Genomic DNA, 22,432 nt, shown 5'->3' with positions numbered 1-22,432 from the left:
TTAATACCCCACTGCTTTAGATTTCAGATAAACCGCTATGGAATTTAGAAGGAGCGTAATAGCAAAGAGTGTAAAACCCGCAGCAAATATGGAAAGATACTCAAAGGAGCCAAAGGGCAGGTCTCCAAGGGCCACTTGAACGATGTATCCAGTTATGGTCTGTATGGGCTGGAGGGGATTGGCAGTAATCTGGGGATACATGCCAGCGGCCACAGCCACCACCATAGTTTCACCTATTGCCCTTGAAAAGCCAAGAAGATATGCTGAAAGCACCCCTGACTTTGCAGCGGGAAGGACTACAAGAAGGGCAGTCCTGAGCTTCGAAGCCCCAAGTGAATAAGATGCCTCCCTGAGATACTGGGGGACTCCTTTGAAAGAATCCTCTATCATGGAGGCGGTGTAGGGAAGTATCATTATTCCTATGACTACTCCAGGAGACAGGGCGTTCATACCTTCCATGGCTATACCAAAGAGGGAAAAGAATTTCTGAAGAACAGGTGTAACCAGCAGGAGGGCAAAGTAGCCATAAACAACTGTAGGAACAGCCTCAAGAAAATCAAGCCAAGGCTTTACTGTTTCTCTCACCTTCCAGCTTGCATACTCACTCAAATAAACTGCAACCGCTATTCCAAGGGGAACAGCCACTATCATGGATATAAGAGCTATCAAAAAGGTGCCATTGACAAGCGGCCATATGCCTATCTGTTTGTTGTAAAAGGTGGGCGTCCACTGTGTTTCCGTAAAAAACCTTATAAGGGAGGTGGGGAAGCCACCCCCTTCGGGGTGGGTGAAGAACTTTATCGTGTCTCCAACGAGAACCCATACTATGGCAAAGGTTACAAAGACCGACACCGCCCCCATCACCATAAGGAAGGCATACAGGGCGATGTCTATTGCCTTTTTTGCACCAAGAGAAAGGGTCATTGCTTGGCTTCCCTCTTGAGGAGCTCATCTATTGTCAAACCCACCTCGGGCTCACCGCCAAAGACGGTGCCAAGCACTCTCTTGTTGAACCTTTCCTCGGCAAGTTTATAAGCTCTGTCGGGTAGTGCTATGTAGCCCACTTGCTTGGATATCTTTCCAGCATTTTTAAGATAGAACTCCACAAACTCTCTGACTTCAGGTCTTTCCTGAACTGCCTTTGCGTTCACGTATATGAAGAGAGGCCTAGAAAGGGGCTGATAGGTACCCTTCTGAACTGTATCATAAGTGGGTGCCACACACTGACCCGTCTTGGGGTTCTTAATCTGAATTGCCTTCACCTTACCCTTGTTCTCTTCCACATAGGCAAGTCCAAAGTAGCATATGGCTCCCCTTTCCCTCTGGGCAAACTGCACCAGCACATTGTCATCTTCGGAGGCAAGGTAATCACCCCTTGAAGCCTTTGCTTTACCCACTATTGCCTCCGTAAAGTAGTCAAAGGTTCCAGAGTCAGAGCCAGGACCGCAGAGCTTTATCTCTTCTCTGGGCCATTTGGGGTCAAGGTCTGACCACATGAACTTTTTGCCCTGAGACTCGGGCTTCCAGATTTCCTTCAGCTGTTCCACCGTCATGCATGTTGCCCAGTTGTTTCTGGGGTTTACCACCACGGCAAGACCGTCGTAGGCCACTGGGAGCTCAATATACTGAACGCCGTTCTTCCTGCACTCCTCCATCTCCTTTGCAAGGATGGGCCTTGAGGCGTTGGATATGTCTGTTTCAGCTCTGCAGAACTTCTTGAAGCCACCACCTGTTCCGGAGATACCCACAGTGACCTTTACCGCACCCTTCTTAGCCTTCTGGAACTCCTCTGCCACGCCCTCCGTTATGGGATAGACGGTGGAAGAGCCGTCAATCTTGATTACCTGCTGTGCCTTGGCAGGCACTGACATGAGAGCTATAGCTCCCATTGAAAGGACAGCCGTCTTGAGCATCCTCTTTCTCATTTTAGCACCTCCTTAAGGATTTTGCTATAAGTTTACAGGTCAATTGTTAAGATTTCGTTAAGACCCTCCACCACAAGCACACTGCCTCTTACAGACTTTGCTTTCTTCTTGAGCTGAGCAGACCTTCTGGATATGTCCAGTGGGTCAGGAGAGCCCTTCACGAGCACCATGGAAACATCCGCCAGGGGAAACTCTCTTATTTCCTCCTCCCTGCTCCTTGCCATAAAGTAGCCTCTCTGTATGTCTTCAGGACTGTAAAACTCAAGGAGGTTCGCCTTCAGGTTCTTTAATAGCTCAAATAGTTTGCCTTTTACATCCTCCAGGGCAGTATCCCAGAGTATAAGGACAAAGTCATCTCCTCCTACATGCCCTACAAAGACCCTGCCAACGTTCTCGCTCTCAAAGTTTTTGAGCAGAAAGCCCACCTTTTTTATCATCTGGTCCCCCGCATAAAAACCGTAGGCGTCGTTAAAGGCTTTAAAGTTGTCTATGTCAAGATAACAGACATAGAAGTCATAGCCAGAATTTCCCAGTCTTTTTATGGTCTCCTCTATAGACCTGTTTCCTGGCAGTTGGGTTAGGGGGTTGCTCTCAAGAAGTTCCTTTGTGAGCTTCATGTGAAGGTAGTCTATAAGGTTATGCTTTTCAATCACCCTCAGAGCACCATTCCCCTTTCCAAGGACAAAAACCTCCCAGTCTGAGGAGGTAACCAGGTCAAAGAGGTTCCTTAAGTTAGAATTGCTCGTGTCTACCTCTGGTAGGTTTTCAACGCTCACAAAGACCTCCTTCATAAGACCTGTAGCTTCTCTGATGTTCCTGTAGTAATAAAGGTTCCTTTTTATGTGGTTAAGCTGGCTTTTTAACTTCCACAGGTCAAGAAGGTATAAGTTTCCATCCATATCCAGAAGAGTATACCTGTCCTGAAACTCTTCTACTCTTTCCAGAAATGAGCCAAACTTCTCCTCACCTTTAACATGGAGGATACGCAAGTCTACGCCGTGCAGACCCTTATCCTGAGAACACAGACACAGTCTCGCCTCCAGCTTGAAGTTTCTCAAATCTTCTGGAGAAAGGGGTAATGAGAAGTAGAAACCCTGAAAGAGGTGGGCGTCAAAGTCCTGACAGAGCACAAGAAGGTCTTCTTGCTTTTCGAGCCCCTCGTATATGGGCCTTGCACCTATACTGAGGGACACCTCCGTAAGAACCTTTATAAGACTATGTCTTATTTTGCTTCTTGAAACGCCATTTATAAGCTCCCTCGGAAGCTTTACGTAGTCTAGTAGCCCCTCAAGGTTTAAGAGGTGTTCAAGGGAGTTAAAGCCCGTGCCTATGTCGTCTATGCCAACATGAAAGCCCATATCCTTGTAGTGGCTTAGGGCACCCTTTAAAAGCCTCATATCCTGCACCTTTTCTGCTTCTGTGAGTTCTAGGACTACGCTGCGGGGATTAAAGCCAGACTCAAGCACATAGCTCATGGTGTGCCCCTTCCCCATGTATTCAGACACAAGATAGGATGGGTATACATTCAGGAAGAGTTTGCCCTTCAGGTCCCTTGGAAAGTTTTCAAGGGCAACTTTCCTGCACATAAGGTCAAGCTCCGATGCTGCGTCAATATCCTTAGCCATGCTGAAGATTTTCAATGGACTAAAGTTCTTCCCATCCAGCTCAAACCTGCTCAGTGCCTCGTAGCCGTGTATGTCTCCCGAACTCAAGTCTACTATGGGCTGATAATGGGGCTTTATCTTTATTCTTTCAAGAAACTCCCTTTTTACAAGGGATTTTAACCCAGTGTTATACATCGCTGATTCTCTTCTGAAGGTGCATGATAGCCCTTGAACGCACCACAGGGTAGCGGTGCTGCGCCAGTTTTCTCAGGAGGTTTGTGGCTTCTGGCGAGCTCATCCTCGAAAGAGCGTCCGCAATCTCCATAAGTATTATGGGGTCTGTTTCCCTGTTTACCATCAGCTCAAAGTGAGGCAGGGCAAGCTCTAAGTCTTTTCTTCCCACTGTGTATATAACGTTCTTTTTCATGTCCTTCACTGGATGTTCAAGGGCCATTATGAGCTTGTATTCGTATGGAAGCTGATGGAACTCTGTAAGGTCATATCCGCAGTTAGGACACACTTTATCGTCCTTTGAAACGGTGCTCCAGCAGGCTGGGCAGAAGTAGAGTATGGGATGTTCTGGGTCATACTTTACTATCCTTAAACTTCTGTCATCGGGAATAAATTCAAGAGGGTTCATGGGTTCCACGGATGCCACAACTCCTGAAGGTAGCAAAAGCTCATAAAAGGGTGCGTCTTCTTCAAAGCCTTCGCTGAAAACCTCCTCACCCTGAGAGAAAATAAGGTATCCATACTTTTCAGGCGATACGCTTACCACAATAGCAGTTCCAGAAAGGCTTTTGAAAGGCACGTCTTCAAAGCTCTGATACAGACCGGCAAGTTCACAGTCAAGTAAGAGAAAGGAAAGTAGCTCCTCGGGTATCTCATACACCTTCATGGAGCACATGTCTTTGCCGAGGTCCTCAATAATCTTTACGAGAGCGTTCCTGCCACTTTCTTCTGCGTAATGGGCTCCCACCACCAAGCCTTTCTGCAAAAGCAGTGTTCCCCTTATGAGCTTTACCCTGTTGTCCACCAGCATAAAGCCTGTGACCTCAAAATCTTGAAGTTTTTTAAAAAACTCCCTTATGTTGAAGTTTATGCTCTCTAAGTTCACCCAGAGGGGTCTGTCGCTGTAAAGTGGAAGACGATACTTCTCGTAAAGTTCAAAAGCATGCACAACGAAGTTTTCAAGTGTGGAGTAAAAGCTAATAAGCTCAAATTCTTCTGACAGAGCACCTTTTAACCTTCCTTCAAGCACTGGAACGAACTCAAGTCCTTCCAGACTCTGAAGCATAAAGTAGCCTGACCTGAGAGAACTGCTAACCGTTTCCGTGAGCCATGAGACGTTCACCATGTCCCTGTGAAAGGGTCCATAAAGAGGCCTGAGCTTGAGGCTTAGCTCAGCCAGCATGAGCCTTTGCATGGAGAACCTCCCTGATAATTGCCCTGAAAGTCTCTGCAACACCCAGCCCATCCTTCGCAATCGCTTCCAGCACTTTAAGGCCGTCAAAGGCCCTTGATATTTCTTCCATAGGAATGGGGTTGTCTGCATCCCGCTTGTTCGCCTGAACCACTACCGGCAGGGAAGTAAGTCCGTATTCTTCCAGCTCCTGGTAAGCCTTGAGATTCTCCTCAAGACTTCTGGAGGAATCTAACACCATCACAAGCCCATCCACATGTCCAAATATCCACTTTCTGAGAATTTTGAACCTTTCCTGTCCTGGAGTGGTGAAAAGGCTCACCTCTACCTCTTCATTACCTGTCTTTGTTTTGAGGTTAAGAGCGAGTATGTCAAGGTAAACGGTCCTGCCTTCGGTGGTCTGCTGATGAAGCCTGTCATTTACAAAGGAGGCATATATTTCCCTGAGCTTTTCAAGGTTTGTGGTTTTGCCCGCCATACCAAGTCCGTGGTAAAGTATGCGCAGGTTCATATAGCAAGGTCCTCAAACCTTACCACCTTTTTCTGGTTTCTGCTTCTCGCCCTTTTAAGTATTTCCCCTATCTCTCTTGACAGTCTTTCTTTCATGAGCTTGACGCTTCCGAGAGGAACCTTATGATTAAAGACCGATGCAAGCAGAAACTTTTGGTCTATCACGTGCACATACATGTTCTTGTCTACTCCAGAGAAATACATGTTTCTCTTGGAAGATATCACATGCTCAAGCTGGTCCACCGCACCCACAACCGCCGCACCTACGATGGCGACCCGCTGAACCATGGGTTTTAGAGTATCCACGTAGGGTGCATAGCTCACAAGCCTCCCCCCATCGTCCATAAGCACCACAAGCTCAAGAAAAAGGGAGTTTTTAAAATCCTGAAGCCTATTAGTTATTTCCTCCAGCTCTTGCTGGCTCAGGCTGTAGTCCAGCAGGTCCATTTTCTTCACCTCCAAAGAAAAACTGGCATACGCCCTCCCTGTGAACTACCTCCCTGAGATTGCCAAGGTTTATCCTTTCTGCAGTCCCCTGCATGTAACCTTTGCAGAGAGAGCACAGCATTCCTCTCGTGGGCTCTATACCATTGTTTTTCAAAGTGTCAATTATGGGATATTTCAGTTCCATGCTGAGCCTGTAGTCATTGGTAGGAAGCCCGAAGAAGTTGTGAAGAGCCTGAGATTCAAGGGCAACCCTCCTGCCTATATGTCCCATAAGCACGCTTCCAGCCCGGTCAAAGATGTATGAGATGCTTCTCTCTATGGCTACGAGCGGGTCTGTCCCATTGAGCTCTTCCACAAGCCTGCGGAAGGTTTTTCCGGCCATCTCCCCACCGATAAGACCCACCTGCTCCGTCACAATTTCCAGAAGTCCCTGAGGATTTTTGAAAAGCTCCATGGCTTTCCTCCTTTGTCTATGAGTTTACCCCCAGAGTGTTAAGTTTTCGTTAAGAAGAAGACTGCATATATTTAAGTCCCATGGATGTCCTCTTTGAGAAGGGCATAAAACACACAGCCCACGGGCTCAACTTTTACATGACTTACTTTGACGATATTGCAAGGGTTCTTCCAAGGGAAGCACTCTGTTTTATAGTGGGTGGGTGGGTTAGAGACAGGCTTCTGGGAGAGTCTGTGGGATACCATATAGATGTGGACCTTCTTGTGACCTGCGACCCCAGAGAGACCGCAAAAAGGCTGGCGGAGAGAATAGGCGGTTCTTACTTTGAGTTTGAGAAGAAGGGGCTCTTCATAAAGAGACCCACCATAGCGACTGTGGTTCTCAGGCTTGGTCCCTACAAATACAGGTTTGACTTTGCCCAGATAAAGGGTAGAGATGTGGAGAAGGCTCTGGTGGAAGACCTGCTCTCGAGGGACTTTACCGCCAACGCCATGGCAGTGAGTATTGACGATGTGCTCAGCATTGGAGCAAAGCAAACTCTGATTTACGACCCCGCCCATGGCGTGGAGGACCTGGAGCGAGGGCTTTTGAGACCCGTATTTCTGAAAAACCTCGAAGAAGACCCGGTCAGGATCCTCAGGGGCTTTCGCCTTGCGGTAGAAAAAGGGCTGGAGCTCACGGAGGATTTTTACCGCTTTGTGAGGGAAAAGGGGCATCTGCTCAGGAGGGCTCCGGCGGAGAGGATTACCCTTGAGCTCTTTAAGGTTCTGAGAGCTTCCGGCAGCTACAGAGTTCTCAGGGAGCTATACGCGCACGGCGTCCTGCAGACGCTTTTTCCAGACACAGCCCGCTGGAAGGAGGTAAAGGACCAGGGTGAGCATCATGTTTATCCCCTTGAGGAGCATGTCTTTAAGGTGCTGGAGTTCTTGGAGAGGGTTATAGAAGAACGGGACAGGTATCTGCCTGCAGAGCTTCTTGAGGACTTTGGAAGGATGGAGGTGCTCGGTGAGTTTTCTGACCTTGAGCTTCTCAAGCTTTCAGCCCTCTTTCATGACCTTGCAAAGCCCCATACCTTTGAGGTGAGAGAGGGCAAGGTCACCTTCTACAACCACGATAAGCTGGGTGCGGACATGGTAAGAGAATACGGGAAAACCTACAGGTGGGGGGAACATGCCACAGAGTTTGTAGCAAAGCTTGTAAGGGAACACCTCAGACCCTTCTACCTAAGAGAGTCTCTCTTTAAGGGTCAGCTCACCGATAGAGGAAGGGCAAACTTCTGGAGAGAGTGTGGAGATATAGCACCCCACCTTTTCCTTCACGCCATTGCGGACGCCCTCGGGAGCGGTGATGAGGAGGTGGAAATAAAGAGACTTCTTGAGACAATCCATGACCTTGTAAGCTTCAGAAGAGTCAGACTCTCAAGGATGCCAGTAAAAGCTCTCCTTGACGGCAGGGAGATAATGGAGCTTCTGGGCATTGAGCCGGGACCACAGGTCGGGAGGATAAAGAAGGCTCTCGAGGAGGCACAGCTGGATGGGAGGGTAAGGACAAAGGAGGAGGCTATAGAGTTTGTAAAGGGCTATAGAGAAGAAGCATAGCCCTGTGAATGAGAAGGGGGTCGTAAACGCCCACTTCCTCAAAAAGCCAGCCATCGCCACCCGTTATCACCAGCCTGAGGCTTCTGCCATAAAGCTCCTGCCATTCGCTGAGGCATCCCCTCAAAAAGTGCATGCTCTGCTTTATGAAGCCTCCAAGGATGGCGCTTTCCGTATCCGTGCCTATGTCTGGGTGAACCCTTTTGAAGGTCAGAGGTGGTATTAGCTCTGCCCTTTGGGACAGGCACTCAAGCCCAGAGCCAATCCCGAGGGTTATAAAGCCACCCTGAAAGACGCCATCCACCGCAAGGTCAACCACAAGAGCAGTCCCAAGGCTGGCGACCACCACGTTTTCACCGTATAGCCTTACAGCACCAAAGAGGTTGAGAAGCCTGTCAACGCCCACCCTTTCCTTTCCCTCAAAGGCAGTCCTGACGGGCACATGCTCCGCCTTTATGAACTTTGCCTCCGGATAGACTTCTTTCACAAGGGCATTGGCAGAAGGTCTGACAGAGGACACGAGCACCATGTCCGCTTCAACTCTGGGAAGGTCTGTATGTCTAAACTTTCCAAGGTAGGAGAGAGTGCCCTCAAAAAGGCAGGCGTCCACCGATGTGTTCCCCACATCAAGGGTCAGGATTTTCAACCCTTACACCCTCCCGAGATGAAGAGAGCACCATGTATGTTGAGCTTATTCCCCTTTCTCTGAAGGCTTCCACCATAGCTTTTCCCACCCCATCGCAGTTTTTAAGACATAGACCCGCTATGGAGGGTCCTGCACCGCTCAGGAAAAGGGCCACCGCACCTGCAGAATAGGCACTTTCCATGACTTTCCAGAACCCGGGTATGAGCTCAGCCCTGTGGGGTTGATGAAGCCTGTCTTTTACCGCTTCCCTCAGGAGGTCAAACCTGCCAGAAAGCAACGCCCCCACAAAGAGGGCAGACCTCTGAAGGTTAAAGACTGCATCTTTCAGAGAAACCTCCCTCTTTAACACCTCCCTTGCCTTCTGAGTGGAGAGCTCAAAATGGGGAATGCAGACCACAACCTTTAGCTCCTCAGGAAAGTCAAGCCTGAGAAACTTCACCCCTTCCTCAGAGCCTGCACACACCACGAAGCCCCCAAGAAGAGCAGGAAGCAGGTTATCAGGATGAGGCTCAAACTCAAAGGCAATCCTGAGTTTATCCTCAAGGCTTAACTTTACATGGTGGAGAACTTCAAAGGCAGAAATGCCTCCTACTATGGCGGTGGCTGATGAACCAAGACCCCTTGCGGTGGGCACCCTGTTTAACTGTTTGAGCCTTATGGGTTTTTCTGGTATTCCTGACAGCTGACATGCCCTTGCGTATGCCTTTATAAAGAGATTGTTTCTGTCCCTCGGCAGATGGCCACCTTCGCTCTCAATTTCAACCGAGTATTCCTCTGAAAATTCCACCATGAAGTCGTTATAGAGGCTTAGTGCAAGCCCAAAGGTATCAAAGCCAGAGCCAAAGTTGCTGGTGCTGGCGGGAACTACGATTTTAAACATGCAGAAAATTTTAACACTGCTTGTTTGTTATAATTTAATGCGGGCTGGAGCGAGCACTGTGATAGATGTGAGGTTTTATCTGGCACAGCATGAGCTTTATCTGAAGAGGCTTAAGAGGGCCATAGAAAATAGAAAAGACTTTAACCATAAGGAGTGTTGCAGGGATACAAAAGAGAACTGCTGTGCCTTTGGGCAGACCTTCTACAGAGACGTAATGCCTAGAATAGATGAATTTCCCCAACATATAAGGGATGTGCTGCTTCAGATAGAAGAGGTTCACTGCAGGTTTCACGAGATAGGGAAGAACATAAACACGAAGGAACCCGATGAAAACCTTGTAAAGCAGATGCAGGATACATCCCTGACCCTTTATCATCTCCTGATGAAACTGGAGCGTATGCTAAAAGGTCTCGAAGAGGTCCGCTATCCTTAACCAAATCTTAACAATCCTACTTTATAATCTTCCCTAATGATAGAATATGTGTCCCTCAGAAGAGGTGAAGCAAGGCTTTACTTCTCAAGTGTTGCAGAGAGGGACCTGTTTCTGCGTGGCATGAACGGGGTGGAGGGGGTTGAGGGGGTTGAATACAAAGAAAACACAAGAACGCTTCTTGTGAAGTTCAGAGAAGGGAGTTTTTTCCACTACATCATTGAAAACCTCAAGGGTGGCAGAGCACCCCAGAAGCTGGAAAGGGAAGACCTGCATTTTTATATTCAGCCCTTTTTGAAACATCCTGCAGTAAAGCTGGGCTTTAGCATGGCTCTTCTTGGGTGGAATGTGGGGCTTATTTCCTTTGCAGTCTGCAGTATGTTTCTTATACCATATTTAAAGAATAAGCTATAAGGAGGTAAGGCATGTTTAACGTCAGCATTCCAAGCACCATAGGTGGGTGCCTTTCAACCAACATGATGCTTTATGGCTTTGGTGCCATTGCAGGGCTTGTGGTCCTCAGTAGGCTCATGAGAGACGCAAGACCTTTCCTTGTATCCACCACCAAGGAGGTCATAGCCTTCCAGCAGTGGCTCACGGGAAATCTTGAGGAAGGAAAGGAGTTCTGGGAAGATGTGGTATCTGAAGCTAAGCACCTCTACAGGCTTGAGGTGGAGAAAAAGCTTGAAGTTCTCCAGAAACAGCAAGAAATTCTGCAGAGAATAAAGGAAAGACTGTGAGGAGGTGAAAACATGAACAACATAACTTCACTACTTGGAAAGGCAGTATGTTCAGGTCCTTTCAGTTTTGCCCTTGGCTTTGGTCTTGGGGTGCTTGCCTTCTACATGCTTGACAGGGCAAAGGAAAAGAGAAGGCTGGAAGAGACCCAGAGAGAGATTGAGGCAATGGTGAAAGCCCTTGAGCTCAAGCTTCAGCAGGAGAGCAAAACAGAATGACCTACAGGGTAGAAAGGCTCTCTCCTGGAAGGCTCAGGCTCACATCATACCTCTTTCAGTATTTACACCATCCAGATGAAACGCTCAAGTCTTATTTTTCAAGGTTTGGGGGCGTAAGGAAGGTAAGCTACTCAAGAACTTCAGGAAGACTAATTCTTGAATATGACCCTCAGAGCTTTGACCTCATAGAGTTTCTCAGCCACATTGAGAACACACCAAGGGATGTTTTCCTTGAAGACCTCTCAAGGGAAAGGGCGAGTGTTCACAAGAAAGATACGGGGACATCTCGCTGGCTAATGCTGAGCACCGCTGGTTTTCTGCCATACCTCCTGAGGGGCGTAATTCCCGGTCCACTTCTCGCAGGCATGACCCTGCTCCTCTCAAAGCCCATATTTGAAAAGGCTATAAGCTCCCTCAGAGGAAGAAAGCTTGATGTTCACTTTCTTGATTCCTCAGCCATAGTGCTGGCAAGCCTCACAGGGAACCCACTTTCTGCACATACCATGGTATTCCTGCTGGCTCTTGGCGATTACCTCTCCGAAAGGGTAGAGAAAAAGGCTTATGAAAAGATTGAAAAGCTCTTCTCCTACAAGGAGGATACTGCATGGCTCCTTATAGGCAATGGTCAGGTTATAAAGATAAAGGCCCTTGACCTTAAAAAGGGCGACCTGATAGCTGTCTACGCCGGGGAAAAGATTCCTGCAGACGGTGTAGTGGAGGAAGGGGATGCTCTCGTAAACCAGGCATCCCTGACGGGAGAGTCAAACCCGGTTCACAAAAAGGTGGGCGATAAGGTTTTTGCGGGCACCTTCGTTGAAGATGGTAAACTTTACGTAAGGGTAGAAGAGGTGGGAGAAGAAACGGTGGTGGCAAAAATCGCAAAAATCGTGGAGGAGAGCATAAAAGAGCCCATAAACATACAGAAGATGGCAGAAGAGACCGCCAACAGGCTTGTGATGCCGACCGTTGGCCTTGGCACGCTGTCTTACCTTCTCAGCGGTCAGGTGGGAAGGCTCACCTCCACACTTATCATAGACTACCACACGGGTATTCATCTTACAACGCCTCTTACGGTGCTATCCAGTGTGGCACAGGCCTCCACTTACGGCATACTCATAAAGAGCGGTGGAAAGCTGGAAGCCCTCTCAAGGGTTGACACCTTTGTCATGGACAAGACGGGAACACTAACGGTGGGGCATCCAGTGGTTGAGGATGTGGTGGGGCTTGAGATTTCTGAAGAAGAAACCCTCAGATACGCCGCCTCCCTTGAACAGAGGATAACCCATCCGGTGGCAAGGGCGATAGTGAAGCTGGCAGAGGATAGGGGGCTGGAACTTGTCCCAAGAGAAAACTCCCAGTATCACATAGGACTGGGTATAGAGGGTGAGCTGAATGGAACAAAGTTCATGCTGGGAAGCACCCGTTTTATGCAAAGGAAGAGGATAAGGATAAGTCAGGAAGTTAGAGACCTTGTGGATAAGTTTCACTCCGAGGCGAAGTCCGTTCTCTATCTTGTGAGGGAAAGGAAAATAGTTGGTCTTCTCACCTTCAGAGACCCACTCAGAGAAGAGGCAAAGGATGTGGTTGCTGAGCTCAGAAAGAGGGGTAAGAAGGTCATACTTTGCACTGGGGACAACGAAGGTATAGCCAGATATATGGCAAAGGAGCTTGGTCTGGAAGAATTTTACGCAAGGGTTTTCCCTGCAGAGAAGGCAAAGGTTGTGGAAAAGCTTAAAAAACAGGGAAGGGTGGTGGCCTTTGTTGGTGATGGTGTAAACGATTCACCAGCCCTTTCCTCCTCAGACGTGGGCATTTCCCTCAGGAGCGGAACCGACATAGCCATAGAGGTGGCGGACATCGTCATCGGGGATAGCCTCTGGCACCTGGTGGATGTGGTGGACATTGCGGAGCACACCGTAAAGAAGCTCAAAACCACATACAGGCTTAACGGCCTTATAAATACTATAGGTCTGATAGGCTCAGCCCTGGGGCTTATCGGGCCATCTGTTTCAACCCTCATAAACAACGGCACTACCGTGCTGTTGGGTATATATTCATTACAAAAACCCCAAAGGAGGTGAAAAGCCATGGAAGAAAAGAGGGACCTTGCTCAGGAGCTTGAGAGAATCAAGGCAGAGCTTGAAGAGCTCAAGAAGAAAATGGGAGTGGCAGAGGAAGAAAAGAGCCTCAAAGACCTTCCTGCTGAAGCTCTATCAAAGGTTATGGATATCAGCAAGGAAATAGTCAAAACCACGGCGGAGATAGGAGAAAAGGCTCTCAAGGTTGTGAGGTATTCCGTTGAGGGTGCCGTGGAAGGAGCCAAAAAAGCCCTAAAAGAAGAGGAGAAAAAAGAGGAAGGATGAACTTTATAAGGACAAGAAGTGGAAGGTATCTGAACACCCTCCATGTCATTTCCCTTTCGGTGGAGGAGGCAAAGATAGAGATAGAGGGTAAGAAGAGGCTGGTTTACAAGGTGGTTGCTTACATGAGCCAGCCTCTCCTCCCCGCCGTTCTTGGCATATACTCCACAGAGGAAAGGGCTTTTGACATTCTTGAGGATATCATCAGGAGGCTCTCTCAGGATGAAAGGGTCATACACATTGAAAGCGAATACTGAGGATTATGTAAGGGAGCTCAAGCTCCTTGCCCATCATATTCAAGAAACACACGGGGAATTTTTAAAAAACATACAGGAGCCACTCTTACTTGAAGTTGAGCTCCCAGAAGCGGGAAAGGCTAACTTTCTGATAAGCTCTGAGGGCATACGTTATAGCTCTGGAATATCAGAGGCAAGACATGTGATAAGCATTAGCTACAGAGACCTGCTCAGGCTCGTGGAAAAACCCTCAAGAATATTACGCTACATCTTTGAAGGTAGAGTGAGGATAAGGGGGGACTATCAGAAGGTTCTGTCCACTCTTCAGAGGCTCCTCTAAAAGAGTCTGTTTACTGCCTTTGTTATAAGGTTTTCCAGAAGCCCACCCACCACAAAGGACTCTATCAGTATGGTTCTATCCTTTTCGGTGAGGAAGGTGTCTCTTTCTCGCTTCCTGAGCCTCTCCCCTTTCCTCAGAAACCTTCTGTAGCAGTCCTTCTCCCTCTCAATCTCCTGAATGAGGCTATCAATCCTCTCCTTCATGCTGAATAGTTTAACCGAGAATTGTTAAGATTCTGTTAAGGGTTTTTGTATTTCCTGCCTTGTCTCTGAAGAGGGGGAAAATTTGACTACCACTATCCTCAGAAGAGCCAGAATGAACATTATGATACCTATCGATATGGACATATGAATATCAAGCTTTCCTGAGTATACCGTTATGATAAGCTCTCTGAGCATGAAGGATATGGAGGCATCCACAAGGAAAGTAAGTTTTACCCTGTGATACTCAAATATGCCGAGCACTGCCCTGAATATTTCATAAAGAATGACGAGTTCAAGAATCCTTATTGTGAGTTTCTTGACAAGATTTTCAAAGCTGAGCTCCATGGAGAAGATTTCCACAAGAAGCAGAAAAAGCCCGAGGAATATAACACCGTATGTGAGAACTCTTATGCTGTAGTAGAGCACAAGTGAGGGGTTGACTATCTGGCTATACCTGAGCAAGGACTCCACGGTAAACCCCGAGAAGCCTGTCAAAGGTGGATTCCCATGAAAAGTGCCTCTGAACATAGGAGCTTAGCCTTTCTCTGTTGGAAAGGCTTAAGGCATTGCATGCATGAATTATTGCGTCGTAAAAGGCTTCCAGGGTCGGCTCTCTCACAAGAAACTCTTTGAAGGGCTGGGTTTCAAGACCCATATCAAAGGCAACCAGAAGACAGCCACATGCCTGAGCCTCAAGGAAGGCAAGTCCATAGGTTTCACCGCAGGATGTGCTCACAAAAACATCACAGCTCGCATATACCCTGGCAAGTTCCTCCTCCCTGTGAAGGTATCCCAAGTAAGTGAGGTTAGGAAGCTTCTGGGTGAGTTTTTCCACCTTTTTTCTTGCAGGACCATCCCCCGCCACAACAAGGTGGAAAAGTGTAGGGTCAAGGTGCTGGAAAACTTCAAGAAGAAGGTCTACGTTTTTGTCCGGTGAAAGCCTCCCAGAGTATAGTAGTTTAAACTTGCCCGCACCTATGCCCAGAGCTCTGTCAAAGTATGGGTCTCTCTTTGACGGGTTGAACACATCCGTGTCCACTCCAAGGTTTACCGTAACCACATTTTCAAGCCCCGAAGCCTTAAGAAACTCTTCCTGCACTCTTGAGGGTGTAATTATCATATCTGCCCTGGAGAGCTTCTTCTTTATGGTATGTTCCAGAAGGGCTTTTCTGAGCCTTTCCGGAGCAGGGAGCAGGGACAGGTCAGTCCTTATGTCAGAGTGATAGAAAACGCTCAGCAGGTATCTTTCAGACTTGAGATGGTTTACTGGCTGGTAGGTTCCGCCCAGCTCCACCACATCAGGCTCCTCCCTCTGCAGTATCTCCCTTATCTCTGAGAAAGAGGAGAAGAACCTGTAACCTCCAGTGAGGGGGAGGGGGAAGGAGGGAAGTTCGTAAACTCTCGTAGCATTTATGCAGTATGTTCTTCTCTCCCTGCCGGGAACTATGAGCACATGCTCCACACCCCTTTGCTGCAGATATTTTGTTTTTTCAAGCAGATACCTCCTTATGCCTCCGCTCCTGCTGTGAAAATAAGGTGTTATATCAACAAGCTTCATGGACAAGCCTCCCGAGACCTGCTATGGCTAACATGTAATCTATGTAGGTTTTTCTCATGTCAAGGCTTTTTGCATAGTAGAGGGCTTCCTGCGACATGTTTCTTCTCATTTCTTCTTTGGATATGAGAAGGGAGAGCTTTTCCACGAATTCTTCTGTCCTTGTGGCTATAAAACCGTTCACTCCTTCCTGCACATGCTCGTGAGAAGCACCTCTTGAGCTAACTATTACTGGAAGTCCGCTTGCCATCGCTTCCAGAACCACCTGTCCATAGGTCTCCGTCTCAGAGGGGAAGAGAAAGACATGAGAGCTTGCGTAGGCTTTTGCAAGCTCTTCCCCCACCATATAGCCCACCAGGTGCATGTTTTTTGGCTTTTTGTTTTCGAGCTCCTTCCTGTAGGGACCATCTCCCACCACCACAAAAACATCCTCAGGGAAGCATCTTGCTGCGTAAAGGAATTTGTCCAGACCCTTTTCCTTTGAGACTCTTCCTACATAGAGGATAACTTTCTGATGCCTTTTGACTCCAAGCCTTTCGGTCCAGAAGTCGTCGCTTTTCTTGTCAGGGGAGAATAACTCAGTATCAACGCCACGCCTGAAGGTGCTTATCTTGCCGTAGTTTAGCCCCCTGCTTACAAAAATCTTTCTGTAGTGTTCTGAGGGAACAAAGAACCTGTCGGATATGTTGCCGAGGAAAAGGAAGGCTTTCCAGAGCATTTCTTCCAACTCTGAGTCTCCTGTGTAGGTTTTTGCGTAAGATGGTATGTCCGTATGGAAGGCAAAGGTTACTCTTAGACCAAGAAGCTTACCCAGAAGAAGGCCCATAAGACCCAGAGGTCCGGGTGTGGCTATGTGAACCTGAGTAAAGCCCTCCCTCTCAAGAAAGTCCATGAACTCTATGAGGTTGGGCACTCCCATCCTTAACTCTTCATAGAAGGGCGTGGGCAGTTCAAAAAGGGGCTGGAGGTTTACCAGGTTCTCCTCCTCCATAACCTGCGAGCTGGATATAACCACAGTAAAGGGCAGTTCTTCTTCAAGAGCTATCTCTCTTATTAGCTTATTGCTTCTTGCAACGCCGTTTATGTGGTGGTATGTATCTGTAAGGTAGGCAACCTTTGGTGTTTTTCCGTTGACTATTCCAAACTCCTTTCCAAGAGCCTTTATCTTCTGCTCTTCTTTTCTCTGGGCGTATTTTAAAAAGGCGGGGAAGCCATGAGCCATGAGGGACAGGCACAGCTCCCCGATGGTTTGCGGTGAGGGGCTTTTCAAAAATCTCTCTAAGGTAAAAGAGGGCAGCTTTTTTGCTATCTCCCTCAGGAGGTCCACCCTTTCTGCCTTTATACTTAAAAAATTCCTCAGAAGCATACCTACCACTGGATTGTCTGAATGCATAAAAAGGTAGTCGGTAATAGGCTTTACTTCAGAGGGTATATGGTTTTTGCTCCTCAGAAAGTCATAACCAACTCTACACACCATATTTAGAAGCCTCTTATCGCCAAGTTCTTCTGTGCCCACCTGCGTTCTACCCTCCCATAGGCCTTTCAGGAAATCTTCTCTGGTGGTTGCCCCCTCAACCCCTGTCCATGTTCTGCCCACATCCATACCACCGTGGTCGTCAGAGCCTGCGGTAAAGGCTATTCTTTCTCTTGTCCTCTGAGGTTCAATTCTGTGCCTTTCGGCCAGATAGTGTATTCTGTCCCATCCATCGTAAGCACGGGCTATGGTCTCCTCTATGTATCTGACTCCGTCACCCCTTGTTCCGTTTATCACCTCCCAGTTATCAAAGAGAAGCACAAGCTTTTCCACAAGACTCCTGCTCACCCTTGTGCCCTGAACAGAGTAGAGGGGATGGGCAAGTGAATGGGCTATTCTATAAGACTTGAGATAAGGGACAAAGTCGTAGATGTTTTCTCTGAGCCTGAGAAGGTCCTGATGCTGTGATTCTGTAATGCCATACACCAGCACGTGCACCTTACCCCTTTCTTCAGGTATCTCCACCGTATATTCGCAACTTATGAAAACCTCGGGCATGTGAGCTATCTCAAGAACTCCGCTTACGGTATTGTGGTCCGTTATGGTTACAAAGCTCATGCCTCTCTCTTTTAGCCTTCTGTATATCTCAAGAGGCTCTGTAAAGCTCTCTGGGCATCCTACGAGCCTGCTAAACCAGCCCCCCGGCAGGTTGGAGGCCTTTGAGTGAAGGTGAAGGTCCGCCTTTGCCAAGTATTTCCCCATAGCTGGTTAACCTCCTGCTGTTTTTTATCCTGCAGAGTATATCCCTCCACAGTCTTACCTTTCTTTCATCTCTAAAATCTGCCATATGGAGTGCAAGCCTGAGAAGGTCATGATTGCTGTAAATCTTTTCAATGTTTGGGACAACCTTCAGGCTGAGCCAGGAAAAAAGGTGCCTGTTGCTGAAGGTGAGGACCGGGGACCTTATGGCCCTTTCTGCCTTCAGGTCTTTTATGTGCCAGCGGTAAGCCACACCCATAAAGCCAAGAGAATAGAGCACGTCCTCAAGATATGGGTTTCCTATCCAAGCGGGCGGAACGAAAAACCTTGTCTTTAGCCCAAAGTGTTCCATAAGTTCCAGGCCTGCATGAACCCTCTCATAGGTTTCTGACAGTCCCAGCCCTCCAAACTCTCCCTCCCCGTCCGTCCAGAGCATGTGCTGAAGCCTCTTTCTGCCCCTGTGCGTATAGCCATGAAGCAAAAGCTCTGCATCAAGACCTTTGAGAAGGCTTAAAAAGCCCATATCCCCTCCCAGAGGTGCACATTCCCAGAAGTAGGGCACCACCAGGAGGGAAAATCTATGCAATCCCACCTCCTCCAGAAGCTCAAGAGAGGCTAAAAACTCAGCCCTGTAGTAGGGGCTCACATCGTGCAGTTCCACTATGGCGAGCTTCATGGGTAAAAGGATAGGGCAGAAAGGTTAAGATTTCTTTAAGGTTTGGTTAAGATTTGGTTAAGAGGGGGCAAAGCCCCCAGGGATTTTATGGAGCGAGCCAGTTTTCAAGCTGCAGAGCTTCTTCCATCTTGGAGGAGACGTTCTGGGATATCTTGTAGGCGCAGAACTCTGGTCCGCACATGGAGCAGAACTTGGCAGTCTTGTAGCCCTCCTGAGGAAGGGTCTCGTCGTGGTAGGCTCTTGCGGTATCTGGGTCAAGGGCGAGCTCAAACTGCCTGTTCCAGTCAAAGGCAAAGCGAGCCTTTGACATCTCAAGGTCCCACTCCCTTGCACCGGGCCAGTTTTTGGCAACGTCTGCGGCATGAGCGGCAATCTTGTAGGCTATGACCCCTTGTTTCACATCCTCAAGGTTTGGAAGCCCAAGGTGCTCTTTGGGAGTCACGTAGCAGAGCATGGCTGCGCCATACCAGCCTGCCATGGCGGCGCCTATCGCTGACGCAATGTGGTCGTATCCTGGTGCCACGTCTATCACCAGAGGCCCCAGCACATAAAAGGGTGCCTCGTGGCAGACTTTCTGCTGAATCTTCATGTTGAACTCTATTTGGTCCATGGGCACATGTCCTGGACCTTCCACCATAACCTGCACATCGTGTCTCCACGCTCTTTCGGTGAGCTCCCCGAGGACTTTAAGCTCAGAAAGCTGAGCCTCGTCGCTGGCATCTGCAATGGCACCTGGTCTGAGACCATCTCCCAGTGAGAAGCTCACATCGTATTTCTTGAATATCTCACATATTTTGTCAAAGTGCTCGTAGAGGGGGTTCTGCTTTCCGTGCTCCACCATCCACTGGGCCATAATGGCACCACCGCGAGAGACTATGCCCATAACCCTGTGCTGAACGAGGGGCAGAAACTCCCTCAGCACCCCTGCGTGTATGGTCATGTAGGAGACTCCTTGCTGAGCCTGTTCTTCTATAACGTCCAGTATGAGGTCCACCGTCATGTTCTTCACATTGCCCTTTGCCCTTCTCAGGGCTTCGTATATGGGGACAGTTCCTACCGGAACGGTGCTTACACCTATTATGGCCTCCCTTGTTTCCCTTATGGCTTCACCGGTGGAGAGGTCCATTATGGTGTCTGCACCGTATTTTATGGCAACCTTTGCCTTTTCAATCTCTGTGGGTATGTCGCTGGCAAGCCCGGAGTTGCCTATGTTGGCGTTTACCTTTACCTTTGAATTTATACCAATACACATGGGCTCAAGGTGAAGGTGGTTTATGTTGGCAGGTATTATCATCCTGCCCCTGGCAACCTCCTGACGGACAAACTCAGGATGAAGCCCTTCTCTCTTTGCCACATAACGCATTTCTTCTGTTATGATGCCCTGACGGGCAAGGTGCATCTGGGTTTTATTCTTATAGCTTTTTCTGCTCTCTATCCACTCCGCTCTGAGCATGAGATACCTCCTTATAAGATTGGTGTTAAAAAGATATTCCAGAAAAGGACTATTTCAATATGAGATTTTGCAGGGTCAGGGTTGTTTTTGGATGGAAGGGGGCAAAGCCCCCAGTTTTCAGTCCTCCAGCGTTGAGACGTCCCCCACTGGAAGCCCGAGTTCCTGAGCCTTGAGAACCCTCCTCATGATTTTCCCGCTCCTCGTCTTTGGCAGCTTTTCCACAAACTCTATCTCGTCAGGAACTGCTATGGCGCCCAGAATCTGCCTCACGTGCTGTTTTATTTCCTCTTTTAGGTGGTCTGAAGGCTCCACGCCCTTTTTCAGAATGACAAAGGCCTTTATGGACTCACCCTTTATCTCATGCGGCTTTCCTATTACTGCAGCCTCTGCCACAGAGGGGTGGTCCACGAGGGCACTTTCTACTTCCATAGTTCCTATCCTGTGTCCCGCCACGTTGAGAACATCATCCGCACGACCCAGTATCATCACATAACCCTCTTCATCATAAGTGGCAAGGTCTCCTGCCAGATAGTAGCCGGGTATGGTGTTCCAGTATTTCTCATACCTCTCTGGCTCTCCCCAGCAGGTTCTCAGCATGGAGGGCCATGGGGTCTTTATTACAAGGTTTCCGACTGTGTTCGGAGGGAGCTCATTACCCTGGCTGTCCACCACGGCCACTTCTATGCCAAAGTAGGGCTTTCCAGCCTTTCCGGGCTTTGCAGGATATGAGGGTATGGTGGTTATCATGTGCATTCCAGTCTCGGTCTGCCACCAGGTGTCCACTATGGCACAGTTTTCCCTGCCTATGTGCTTGTAATACCAGTGCCACGCCTCTGGGTTTATGGGTTCTCCCACAGAGCCAAGAATTCTCAGAGAGGAAAGGTCATACTTTGCCGGCCACTGCTCTCCGTATCTCATAAACATCCTTATGGCGGTGGGAGCCGTGTAGAAGATGTTCACTCTGTATTTTTCCACATAGCTCCACCACCTTCCCGGGTCAGGGTAGTCGGGTGCACCCTCTGTAATAACAGACGTAGCTCCGCATGCAAGAGGACCGTAGACTATGTAGCTGTGTCCTGTTATCCAGCCTATGTCTGCAGTGCACCAGTAAATGTCATCGTAATGAAGGTCAAAGGTAATCTTGGTGGTGAAGTAGGTTCCCACCATGTAGCCACCCGTTGTGTGAAGGACACCCTTGGGCTTTCCTGTAGTTCCAGAGGTGTAGAGAATAAAGAGGGGGTCCTCTGCGTCCATCTGCACGGGCTCACAATCGGGTGCGCCGTTTTTGACAAGCTCATCAAAGCTGACAAAGAGACCACCAGAGCCGTTAAGCACATCTCCATCCCTGTCCCACACTACAACCCTGTCCACGAACCCAAGACCGTCTATTGCCCTCTGGACGGTGGCAAAGAGGTCTATCTTTTTGCCTCTTCTTTTCGTGTAGCTTGCGGTCAGGACCACCTTTGCCTTGGCATCCTCAATCCTGAGCCTGAGAGCCCCCTCACTGAAGCCAGCAAAGACCACACTGTGTATGGCCCCAATTCTGGCGCAGGCAAGCATGCAGGCTATGGCCTCTATGGTGTTGGGCATGTAGATGGAGACCCTGTCTCCCTTTTTAACCCCAAGAGACTTTAGACCATTCGCTATGCGGTTCACAAGCTCAAGGAGTTCACCGTATGTAATCTTCTTTTCTCTGCCGTCCTCGTCCACGAAGATGTATGCCACCTTGTTTCTCTTTCCATTCTGCACATGTCTGTCAAGACAGTTGTAGGTTATGTTGGTCTTCCCGCCTACGAACCACTTGGCATAGGGGTAGTTCCACTCAAGGACCCTGTCCCACTTTTTGAACCAGTGGAGTTCTTCAGCCATCTTTGCCCAGAAGCCTTCCCTGTCCCTGATAGATTCCTGATAGAGGCCTTCGTAGTCTTTTACCCATGCCTTCTCAACCACATGGGCTGGTGGGCTGTATTTCTCCTCTACCTTCAGGTGAACCTCTTCTCTTACTTCCATGTTAAAACCTCCTCGGCTGATTTGTTTAAAAAAGTATAACCCAGATTGTATTACGGAAAACATGGATTTAAAACCTGCACTTGTAGTTTAAATTATTTATCAATCCGGTCAAAATCTTACGACTTTTATCATATGTTTTTGAAAAAGAGACATAAATATATGCTAAAAACACCATACTCTTGACACAAAATAAAAAACTTGTAAAATAAATCACAAACTTTTGGAAGGAGGTAAAACCATGCTGTCAAAAGAGCAGCTGGAAAGCTACTGGCGGGAGAATCGAAACCTTATGATTCTGGTTCTCCTCATATGGGCTCTTGTCTCTTACGGTGCTGCCCTGATATCGGGCTGGCTCAACAAGGTGGTTATCTTTGGCTTTCCACTGGGCTATTACATGGGTTCTCAGGGTGCACTCATCGTTTTTCTTCTTCTTATCATTTTTTATGCAAAAAGCATGGATAAGGTGGACAGAAAATACGGAGTAGAGGAGGAGTAA

Annotated in this window: 26 protein-coding genes; 10 read left to right on the top strand and 16 right to left on the bottom strand. The window is 48.3% G+C overall.

Annotated elements, in window-relative coordinates:
• From pstC to ACKRDP_RS02030, 7 genes are read right to left on the bottom strand one after another with little or no spacing between them, the layout of a single operon-like run.
• The gene (gene pstC, locus ACKRDP_RS02060; protein ID WP_409153090.1) at nt 1-924 is read right to left on the bottom strand and encodes a phosphate ABC transporter permease subunit PstC; all 924 of its coding nucleotides are present in this window, start codon (nt 922-924) and stop codon (nt 1-3) included.
• Nucleotides 921-1,925, bottom strand: a complete 1,005-nt coding sequence (locus ACKRDP_RS02055; RefSeq protein ID WP_409153089.1) for a PstS family phosphate ABC transporter substrate-binding protein — start codon at nt 1,923-1,925, stop codon at nt 921-923. The genes pstC and ACKRDP_RS02055 overlap by 4 nt, the downstream gene beginning before the upstream one ends.
• Nucleotides 1,926-1,957: 32 nt before the next feature.
• Nucleotides 1,958-3,724 carry a GGDEF domain-containing protein gene (locus ACKRDP_RS02050; protein ID WP_409153088.1) on the bottom strand — a complete coding sequence of 589 codons (1,767 nt, stop codon included), beginning with the start codon at nt 3,722-3,724 and terminating at the stop codon, nt 1,958-1,960.
• A complete protein-coding gene (locus tag ACKRDP_RS02045) occupies nt 3,717-4,955 on the bottom strand; it encodes a HEAT repeat domain-containing protein (RefSeq protein WP_409153087.1) in 1,239 nt (412 codons plus the stop codon). Before ACKRDP_RS02045 ends, ACKRDP_RS02050 begins: the two co-directional genes overlap by 8 nt.
• Nucleotides 4,933-5,463 carry a GTP-binding protein gene (locus tag ACKRDP_RS02040; RefSeq protein ID WP_409153086.1) on the bottom strand — a complete coding sequence of 177 codons (531 nt, stop codon included), beginning with the start codon at nt 5,461-5,463 and terminating at the stop codon, nt 4,933-4,935. Before ACKRDP_RS02040 ends, ACKRDP_RS02045 begins: the two co-directional genes overlap by 23 nt.
• Nucleotides 5,460-5,909, bottom strand: coding sequence for a hypothetical protein (locus ACKRDP_RS02035; RefSeq protein WP_409153085.1), 450 nt, complete (start codon nt 5,907-5,909; stop codon nt 5,460-5,462). The genes ACKRDP_RS02040 and ACKRDP_RS02035 overlap by 4 nt, the downstream gene beginning before the upstream one ends.
• The gene (locus tag ACKRDP_RS02030; protein WP_409153084.1) at nt 5,857-6,363 is read right to left on the bottom strand and encodes a hypothetical protein; all 507 of its coding nucleotides are present in this window, start codon (nt 6,361-6,363) and stop codon (nt 5,857-5,859) included. The genes ACKRDP_RS02035 and ACKRDP_RS02030 overlap by 53 nt, the downstream gene beginning before the upstream one ends.
• 80 nt (nt 6,364-6,443) lie before the next feature.
• Here ACKRDP_RS02030 and ACKRDP_RS02025 point away from each other — a divergent pair, with 80 nt between their 5' ends.
• Entirely contained in the window at nt 6,444-7,961 is a 1,518-nt protein-coding gene (locus ACKRDP_RS02025) for an HDIG domain-containing metalloprotein (protein WP_409153083.1), read from the top strand.
• Here ACKRDP_RS02025 and ACKRDP_RS02020 read toward each other — a convergent pair.
• Nucleotides 7,924-8,604: a type III pantothenate kinase gene (locus ACKRDP_RS02020; protein ID WP_409153082.1), complete on the bottom strand. Its 681-nt coding sequence runs from the start codon at nt 8,602-8,604 to the stop codon at nt 7,924-7,926. The genes ACKRDP_RS02025 and ACKRDP_RS02020 overlap by 38 nt on opposite strands.
• Nucleotides 8,585-9,484, bottom strand: coding sequence for a homoserine kinase (gene thrB / locus ACKRDP_RS02015; RefSeq protein ID WP_409153081.1), 900 nt, complete (start codon nt 9,482-9,484; stop codon nt 8,585-8,587). The genes ACKRDP_RS02020 and thrB overlap by 20 nt, the downstream gene beginning before the upstream one ends.
• Before the next feature lie 58 nt (nt 9,485-9,542).
• On the opposite strand from thrB, the gene ACKRDP_RS02010 reads away from it, so the two are divergent.
• Genes ACKRDP_RS02010 through ACKRDP_RS01975 form a run of 8 tightly spaced genes read left to right on the top strand, consistent with a single transcriptional unit; the run spans nt 9,543 to nt 13,806 of the window.
• Nucleotides 9,543-9,917, top strand: a complete 375-nt coding sequence (locus tag ACKRDP_RS02010) for a CZB domain-containing protein (protein WP_409153080.1) — start codon at nt 9,543-9,545, stop codon at nt 9,915-9,917.
• Nucleotides 9,918-9,953: 36 nt separating this feature from the next.
• Nucleotides 9,954-10,328, top strand: coding sequence for a hypothetical protein (locus tag ACKRDP_RS02005; protein WP_409153079.1), 375 nt, complete (start codon nt 9,954-9,956; stop codon nt 10,326-10,328).
• Between the two features lie 11 nt (nt 10,329-10,339).
• Nucleotides 10,340-10,654 carry a hypothetical protein gene (locus ACKRDP_RS02000; protein WP_409153078.1) on the top strand — a complete coding sequence of 105 codons (315 nt, stop codon included), beginning with the start codon at nt 10,340-10,342 and terminating at the stop codon, nt 10,652-10,654.
• A 12-nt stretch (nt 10,655-10,666) separates the two neighbouring features.
• A complete protein-coding gene (locus tag ACKRDP_RS01995; protein WP_409153077.1) occupies nt 10,667-10,870 on the top strand; it encodes a hypothetical protein in 204 nt (67 codons plus the stop codon).
• Nucleotides 10,867-12,951 (top strand): heavy metal translocating P-type ATPase, encoded by a 2,085-nt coding sequence (locus tag ACKRDP_RS01990; RefSeq protein ID WP_409153076.1) that lies wholly within the window; start codon nt 10,867-10,869, stop codon nt 12,949-12,951. The genes ACKRDP_RS01995 and ACKRDP_RS01990 overlap by 4 nt, the downstream gene beginning before the upstream one ends.
• Before the next feature lie 6 nt (nt 12,952-12,957).
• Nucleotides 12,958-13,233, top strand: coding sequence for a hypothetical protein (locus ACKRDP_RS01985; RefSeq protein WP_409153075.1), 276 nt, complete (start codon nt 12,958-12,960; stop codon nt 13,231-13,233).
• Entirely contained in the window at nt 13,230-13,487 is a 258-nt protein-coding gene (locus ACKRDP_RS01980; protein WP_409153074.1) for a hypothetical protein, read from the top strand. The genes ACKRDP_RS01985 and ACKRDP_RS01980 overlap by 4 nt, the downstream gene beginning before the upstream one ends.
• Nucleotides 13,471-13,806, top strand: coding sequence for an SCP2 sterol-binding domain-containing protein (locus tag ACKRDP_RS01975; protein ID WP_409153073.1), 336 nt, complete (start codon nt 13,471-13,473; stop codon nt 13,804-13,806). The genes ACKRDP_RS01980 and ACKRDP_RS01975 overlap by 17 nt, the downstream gene beginning before the upstream one ends.
• Here ACKRDP_RS01975 and ACKRDP_RS01970 read toward each other — a convergent pair.
• The 7 genes from ACKRDP_RS01970 to acs all read right to left on the bottom strand — a co-directional run bounded on the left by ACKRDP_RS01970 (nt 13,803) and on the right by acs (nt 21,936).
• Nucleotides 13,803-14,009 carry a hypothetical protein gene (locus ACKRDP_RS01970; protein WP_409153072.1) on the bottom strand — a complete coding sequence of 69 codons (207 nt, stop codon included), beginning with the start codon at nt 14,007-14,009 and terminating at the stop codon, nt 13,803-13,805. The genes ACKRDP_RS01975 and ACKRDP_RS01970 overlap by 4 nt on opposite strands.
• Nucleotides 14,010-14,033: 24 nt before the next feature.
• Nucleotides 14,034-14,480: a phosphate-starvation-inducible PsiE family protein gene (locus tag ACKRDP_RS01965; RefSeq protein WP_409153071.1), complete on the bottom strand. Its 447-nt coding sequence runs from the start codon at nt 14,478-14,480 to the stop codon at nt 14,034-14,036.
• On the bottom strand, nt 14,458-15,567 hold the full coding sequence (locus ACKRDP_RS01960; protein ID WP_409153070.1) for a glycosyltransferase: 1,110 nt from the start codon (nt 15,565-15,567) through the stop codon (nt 14,458-14,460). Before ACKRDP_RS01960 ends, ACKRDP_RS01965 begins: the two co-directional genes overlap by 23 nt.
• Nucleotides 15,554-17,800 carry a glycosyltransferase gene (locus ACKRDP_RS01955; RefSeq protein ID WP_409153069.1) on the bottom strand — a complete coding sequence of 749 codons (2,247 nt, stop codon included), beginning with the start codon at nt 17,798-17,800 and terminating at the stop codon, nt 15,554-15,556. The genes ACKRDP_RS01960 and ACKRDP_RS01955 overlap by 14 nt, the downstream gene beginning before the upstream one ends.
• Nucleotides 17,727-18,473 carry a DUF2334 domain-containing protein gene (locus tag ACKRDP_RS01950; RefSeq protein WP_409153068.1) on the bottom strand — a complete coding sequence of 249 codons (747 nt, stop codon included), beginning with the start codon at nt 18,471-18,473 and terminating at the stop codon, nt 17,727-17,729. The genes ACKRDP_RS01955 and ACKRDP_RS01950 overlap by 74 nt, the downstream gene beginning before the upstream one ends.
• 85 nt (nt 18,474-18,558) lie before the next feature.
• Complete coding sequence (gene thiC / locus ACKRDP_RS01945; protein WP_409153067.1) at nt 18,559-19,926, bottom strand: phosphomethylpyrimidine synthase ThiC; 1,368 nt, start codon at nt 19,924-19,926, stop codon at nt 18,559-18,561.
• Between the two features lie 117 nt (nt 19,927-20,043).
• The gene (acs, locus tag ACKRDP_RS01940) at nt 20,044-21,936 is read right to left on the bottom strand and encodes an acetate--CoA ligase (RefSeq protein ID WP_409153066.1); all 1,893 of its coding nucleotides are present in this window, start codon (nt 21,934-21,936) and stop codon (nt 20,044-20,046) included.
• A 238-nt stretch (nt 21,937-22,174) separates the two neighbouring features.
• Here acs and ACKRDP_RS01935 point away from each other — a divergent pair, with 238 nt between their 5' ends.
• Nucleotides 22,175-22,432 carry a DUF4212 domain-containing protein gene (locus ACKRDP_RS01935; protein ID WP_409153065.1) on the top strand — a complete coding sequence of 86 codons (258 nt, stop codon included), beginning with the start codon at nt 22,175-22,177 and terminating at the stop codon, nt 22,430-22,432.

It is taken from the genome of Pampinifervens navoyensis (genome assembly GCF_046159715.1).
In the GTDB taxonomy this organism is placed as follows: Bacteria; Aquificota; Aquificia; order Aquificales; family Aquificaceae; genus Pampinifervens.
This window is presented reverse-complemented; position numbering and strand designations above follow the sequence as displayed.

Coding starts and splice junctions, on each gene's coding strand:
- pstC (WP_409153090.1), bottom strand. CDS start 924: ATGACCCTTTCTCTTGGTGCAAAAAAGGCAATAGACATCGCCCTGTAT.
- ACKRDP_RS02055 (WP_409153089.1), bottom strand. CDS start 1,925: ATGAGAAAGAGGATGCTCAAGACGGCTGTCCTTTCAATGGGAGCTATA.
- ACKRDP_RS02050 (WP_409153088.1), bottom strand. CDS start 3,724: ATGTATAACACTGGGTTAAAATCCCTTGTAAAAAGGGAGTTTCTTGAA.
- ACKRDP_RS02045 (WP_409153087.1), bottom strand. CDS start 4,955: ATGCAAAGGCTCATGCTGGCTGAGCTAAGCCTCAAGCTCAGGCCTCTT.
- ACKRDP_RS02040 (WP_409153086.1), bottom strand. CDS start 5,463: ATGAACCTGCGCATACTTTACCACGGACTTGGTATGGCGGGCAAAACC.
- ACKRDP_RS02035 (WP_409153085.1), bottom strand. CDS start 5,909: ATGGACCTGCTGGACTACAGCCTGAGCCAGCAAGAGCTGGAGGAAATA.
- ACKRDP_RS02030 (WP_409153084.1), bottom strand. CDS start 6,363: ATGGAGCTTTTCAAAAATCCTCAGGGACTTCTGGAAATTGTGACGGAG.
- ACKRDP_RS02025 (WP_409153083.1), top strand. CDS start 6,444: ATGGATGTCCTCTTTGAGAAGGGCATAAAACACACAGCCCACGGGCTC.
- thrB (WP_409153081.1), bottom strand. CDS start 9,484: ATGTTTAAAATCGTAGTTCCCGCCAGCACCAGCAACTTTGGCTCTGGC.
- ACKRDP_RS02005 (WP_409153079.1), top strand. CDS start 9,954: ATGATAGAATATGTGTCCCTCAGAAGAGGTGAAGCAAGGCTTTACTTC.
- ACKRDP_RS02000 (WP_409153078.1), top strand. CDS start 10,340: ATGTTTAACGTCAGCATTCCAAGCACCATAGGTGGGTGCCTTTCAACC.
- ACKRDP_RS01995 (WP_409153077.1), top strand. CDS start 10,667: ATGAACAACATAACTTCACTACTTGGAAAGGCAGTATGTTCAGGTCCT.
- ACKRDP_RS01990 (WP_409153076.1), top strand. CDS start 10,867: ATGACCTACAGGGTAGAAAGGCTCTCTCCTGGAAGGCTCAGGCTCACA.
- ACKRDP_RS01985 (WP_409153075.1), top strand. CDS start 12,958: ATGGAAGAAAAGAGGGACCTTGCTCAGGAGCTTGAGAGAATCAAGGCA.
- ACKRDP_RS01980 (WP_409153074.1), top strand. CDS start 13,230: ATGAACTTTATAAGGACAAGAAGTGGAAGGTATCTGAACACCCTCCAT.
- ACKRDP_RS01970 (WP_409153072.1), bottom strand. CDS start 14,009: ATGAAGGAGAGGATTGATAGCCTCATTCAGGAGATTGAGAGGGAGAAG.
- ACKRDP_RS01960 (WP_409153070.1), bottom strand. CDS start 15,567: ATGAAGCTTGTTGATATAACACCTTATTTTCACAGCAGGAGCGGAGGC.
- ACKRDP_RS01955 (WP_409153069.1), bottom strand. CDS start 17,800: ATGGGGAAATACTTGGCAAAGGCGGACCTTCACCTTCACTCAAAGGCC.
- ACKRDP_RS01950 (WP_409153068.1), bottom strand. CDS start 18,473: ATGAAGCTCGCCATAGTGGAACTGCACGATGTGAGCCCCTACTACAGG.
- thiC (WP_409153067.1), bottom strand. CDS start 19,926: ATGCTCAGAGCGGAGTGGATAGAGAGCAGAAAAAGCTATAAGAATAAA.
- acs (WP_409153066.1), bottom strand. CDS start 21,936: ATGGAAGTAAGAGAAGAGGTTCACCTGAAGGTAGAGGAGAAATACAGC.
- ACKRDP_RS01935 (WP_409153065.1), top strand. CDS start 22,175: ATGCTGTCAAAAGAGCAGCTGGAAAGCTACTGGCGGGAGAATCGAAAC.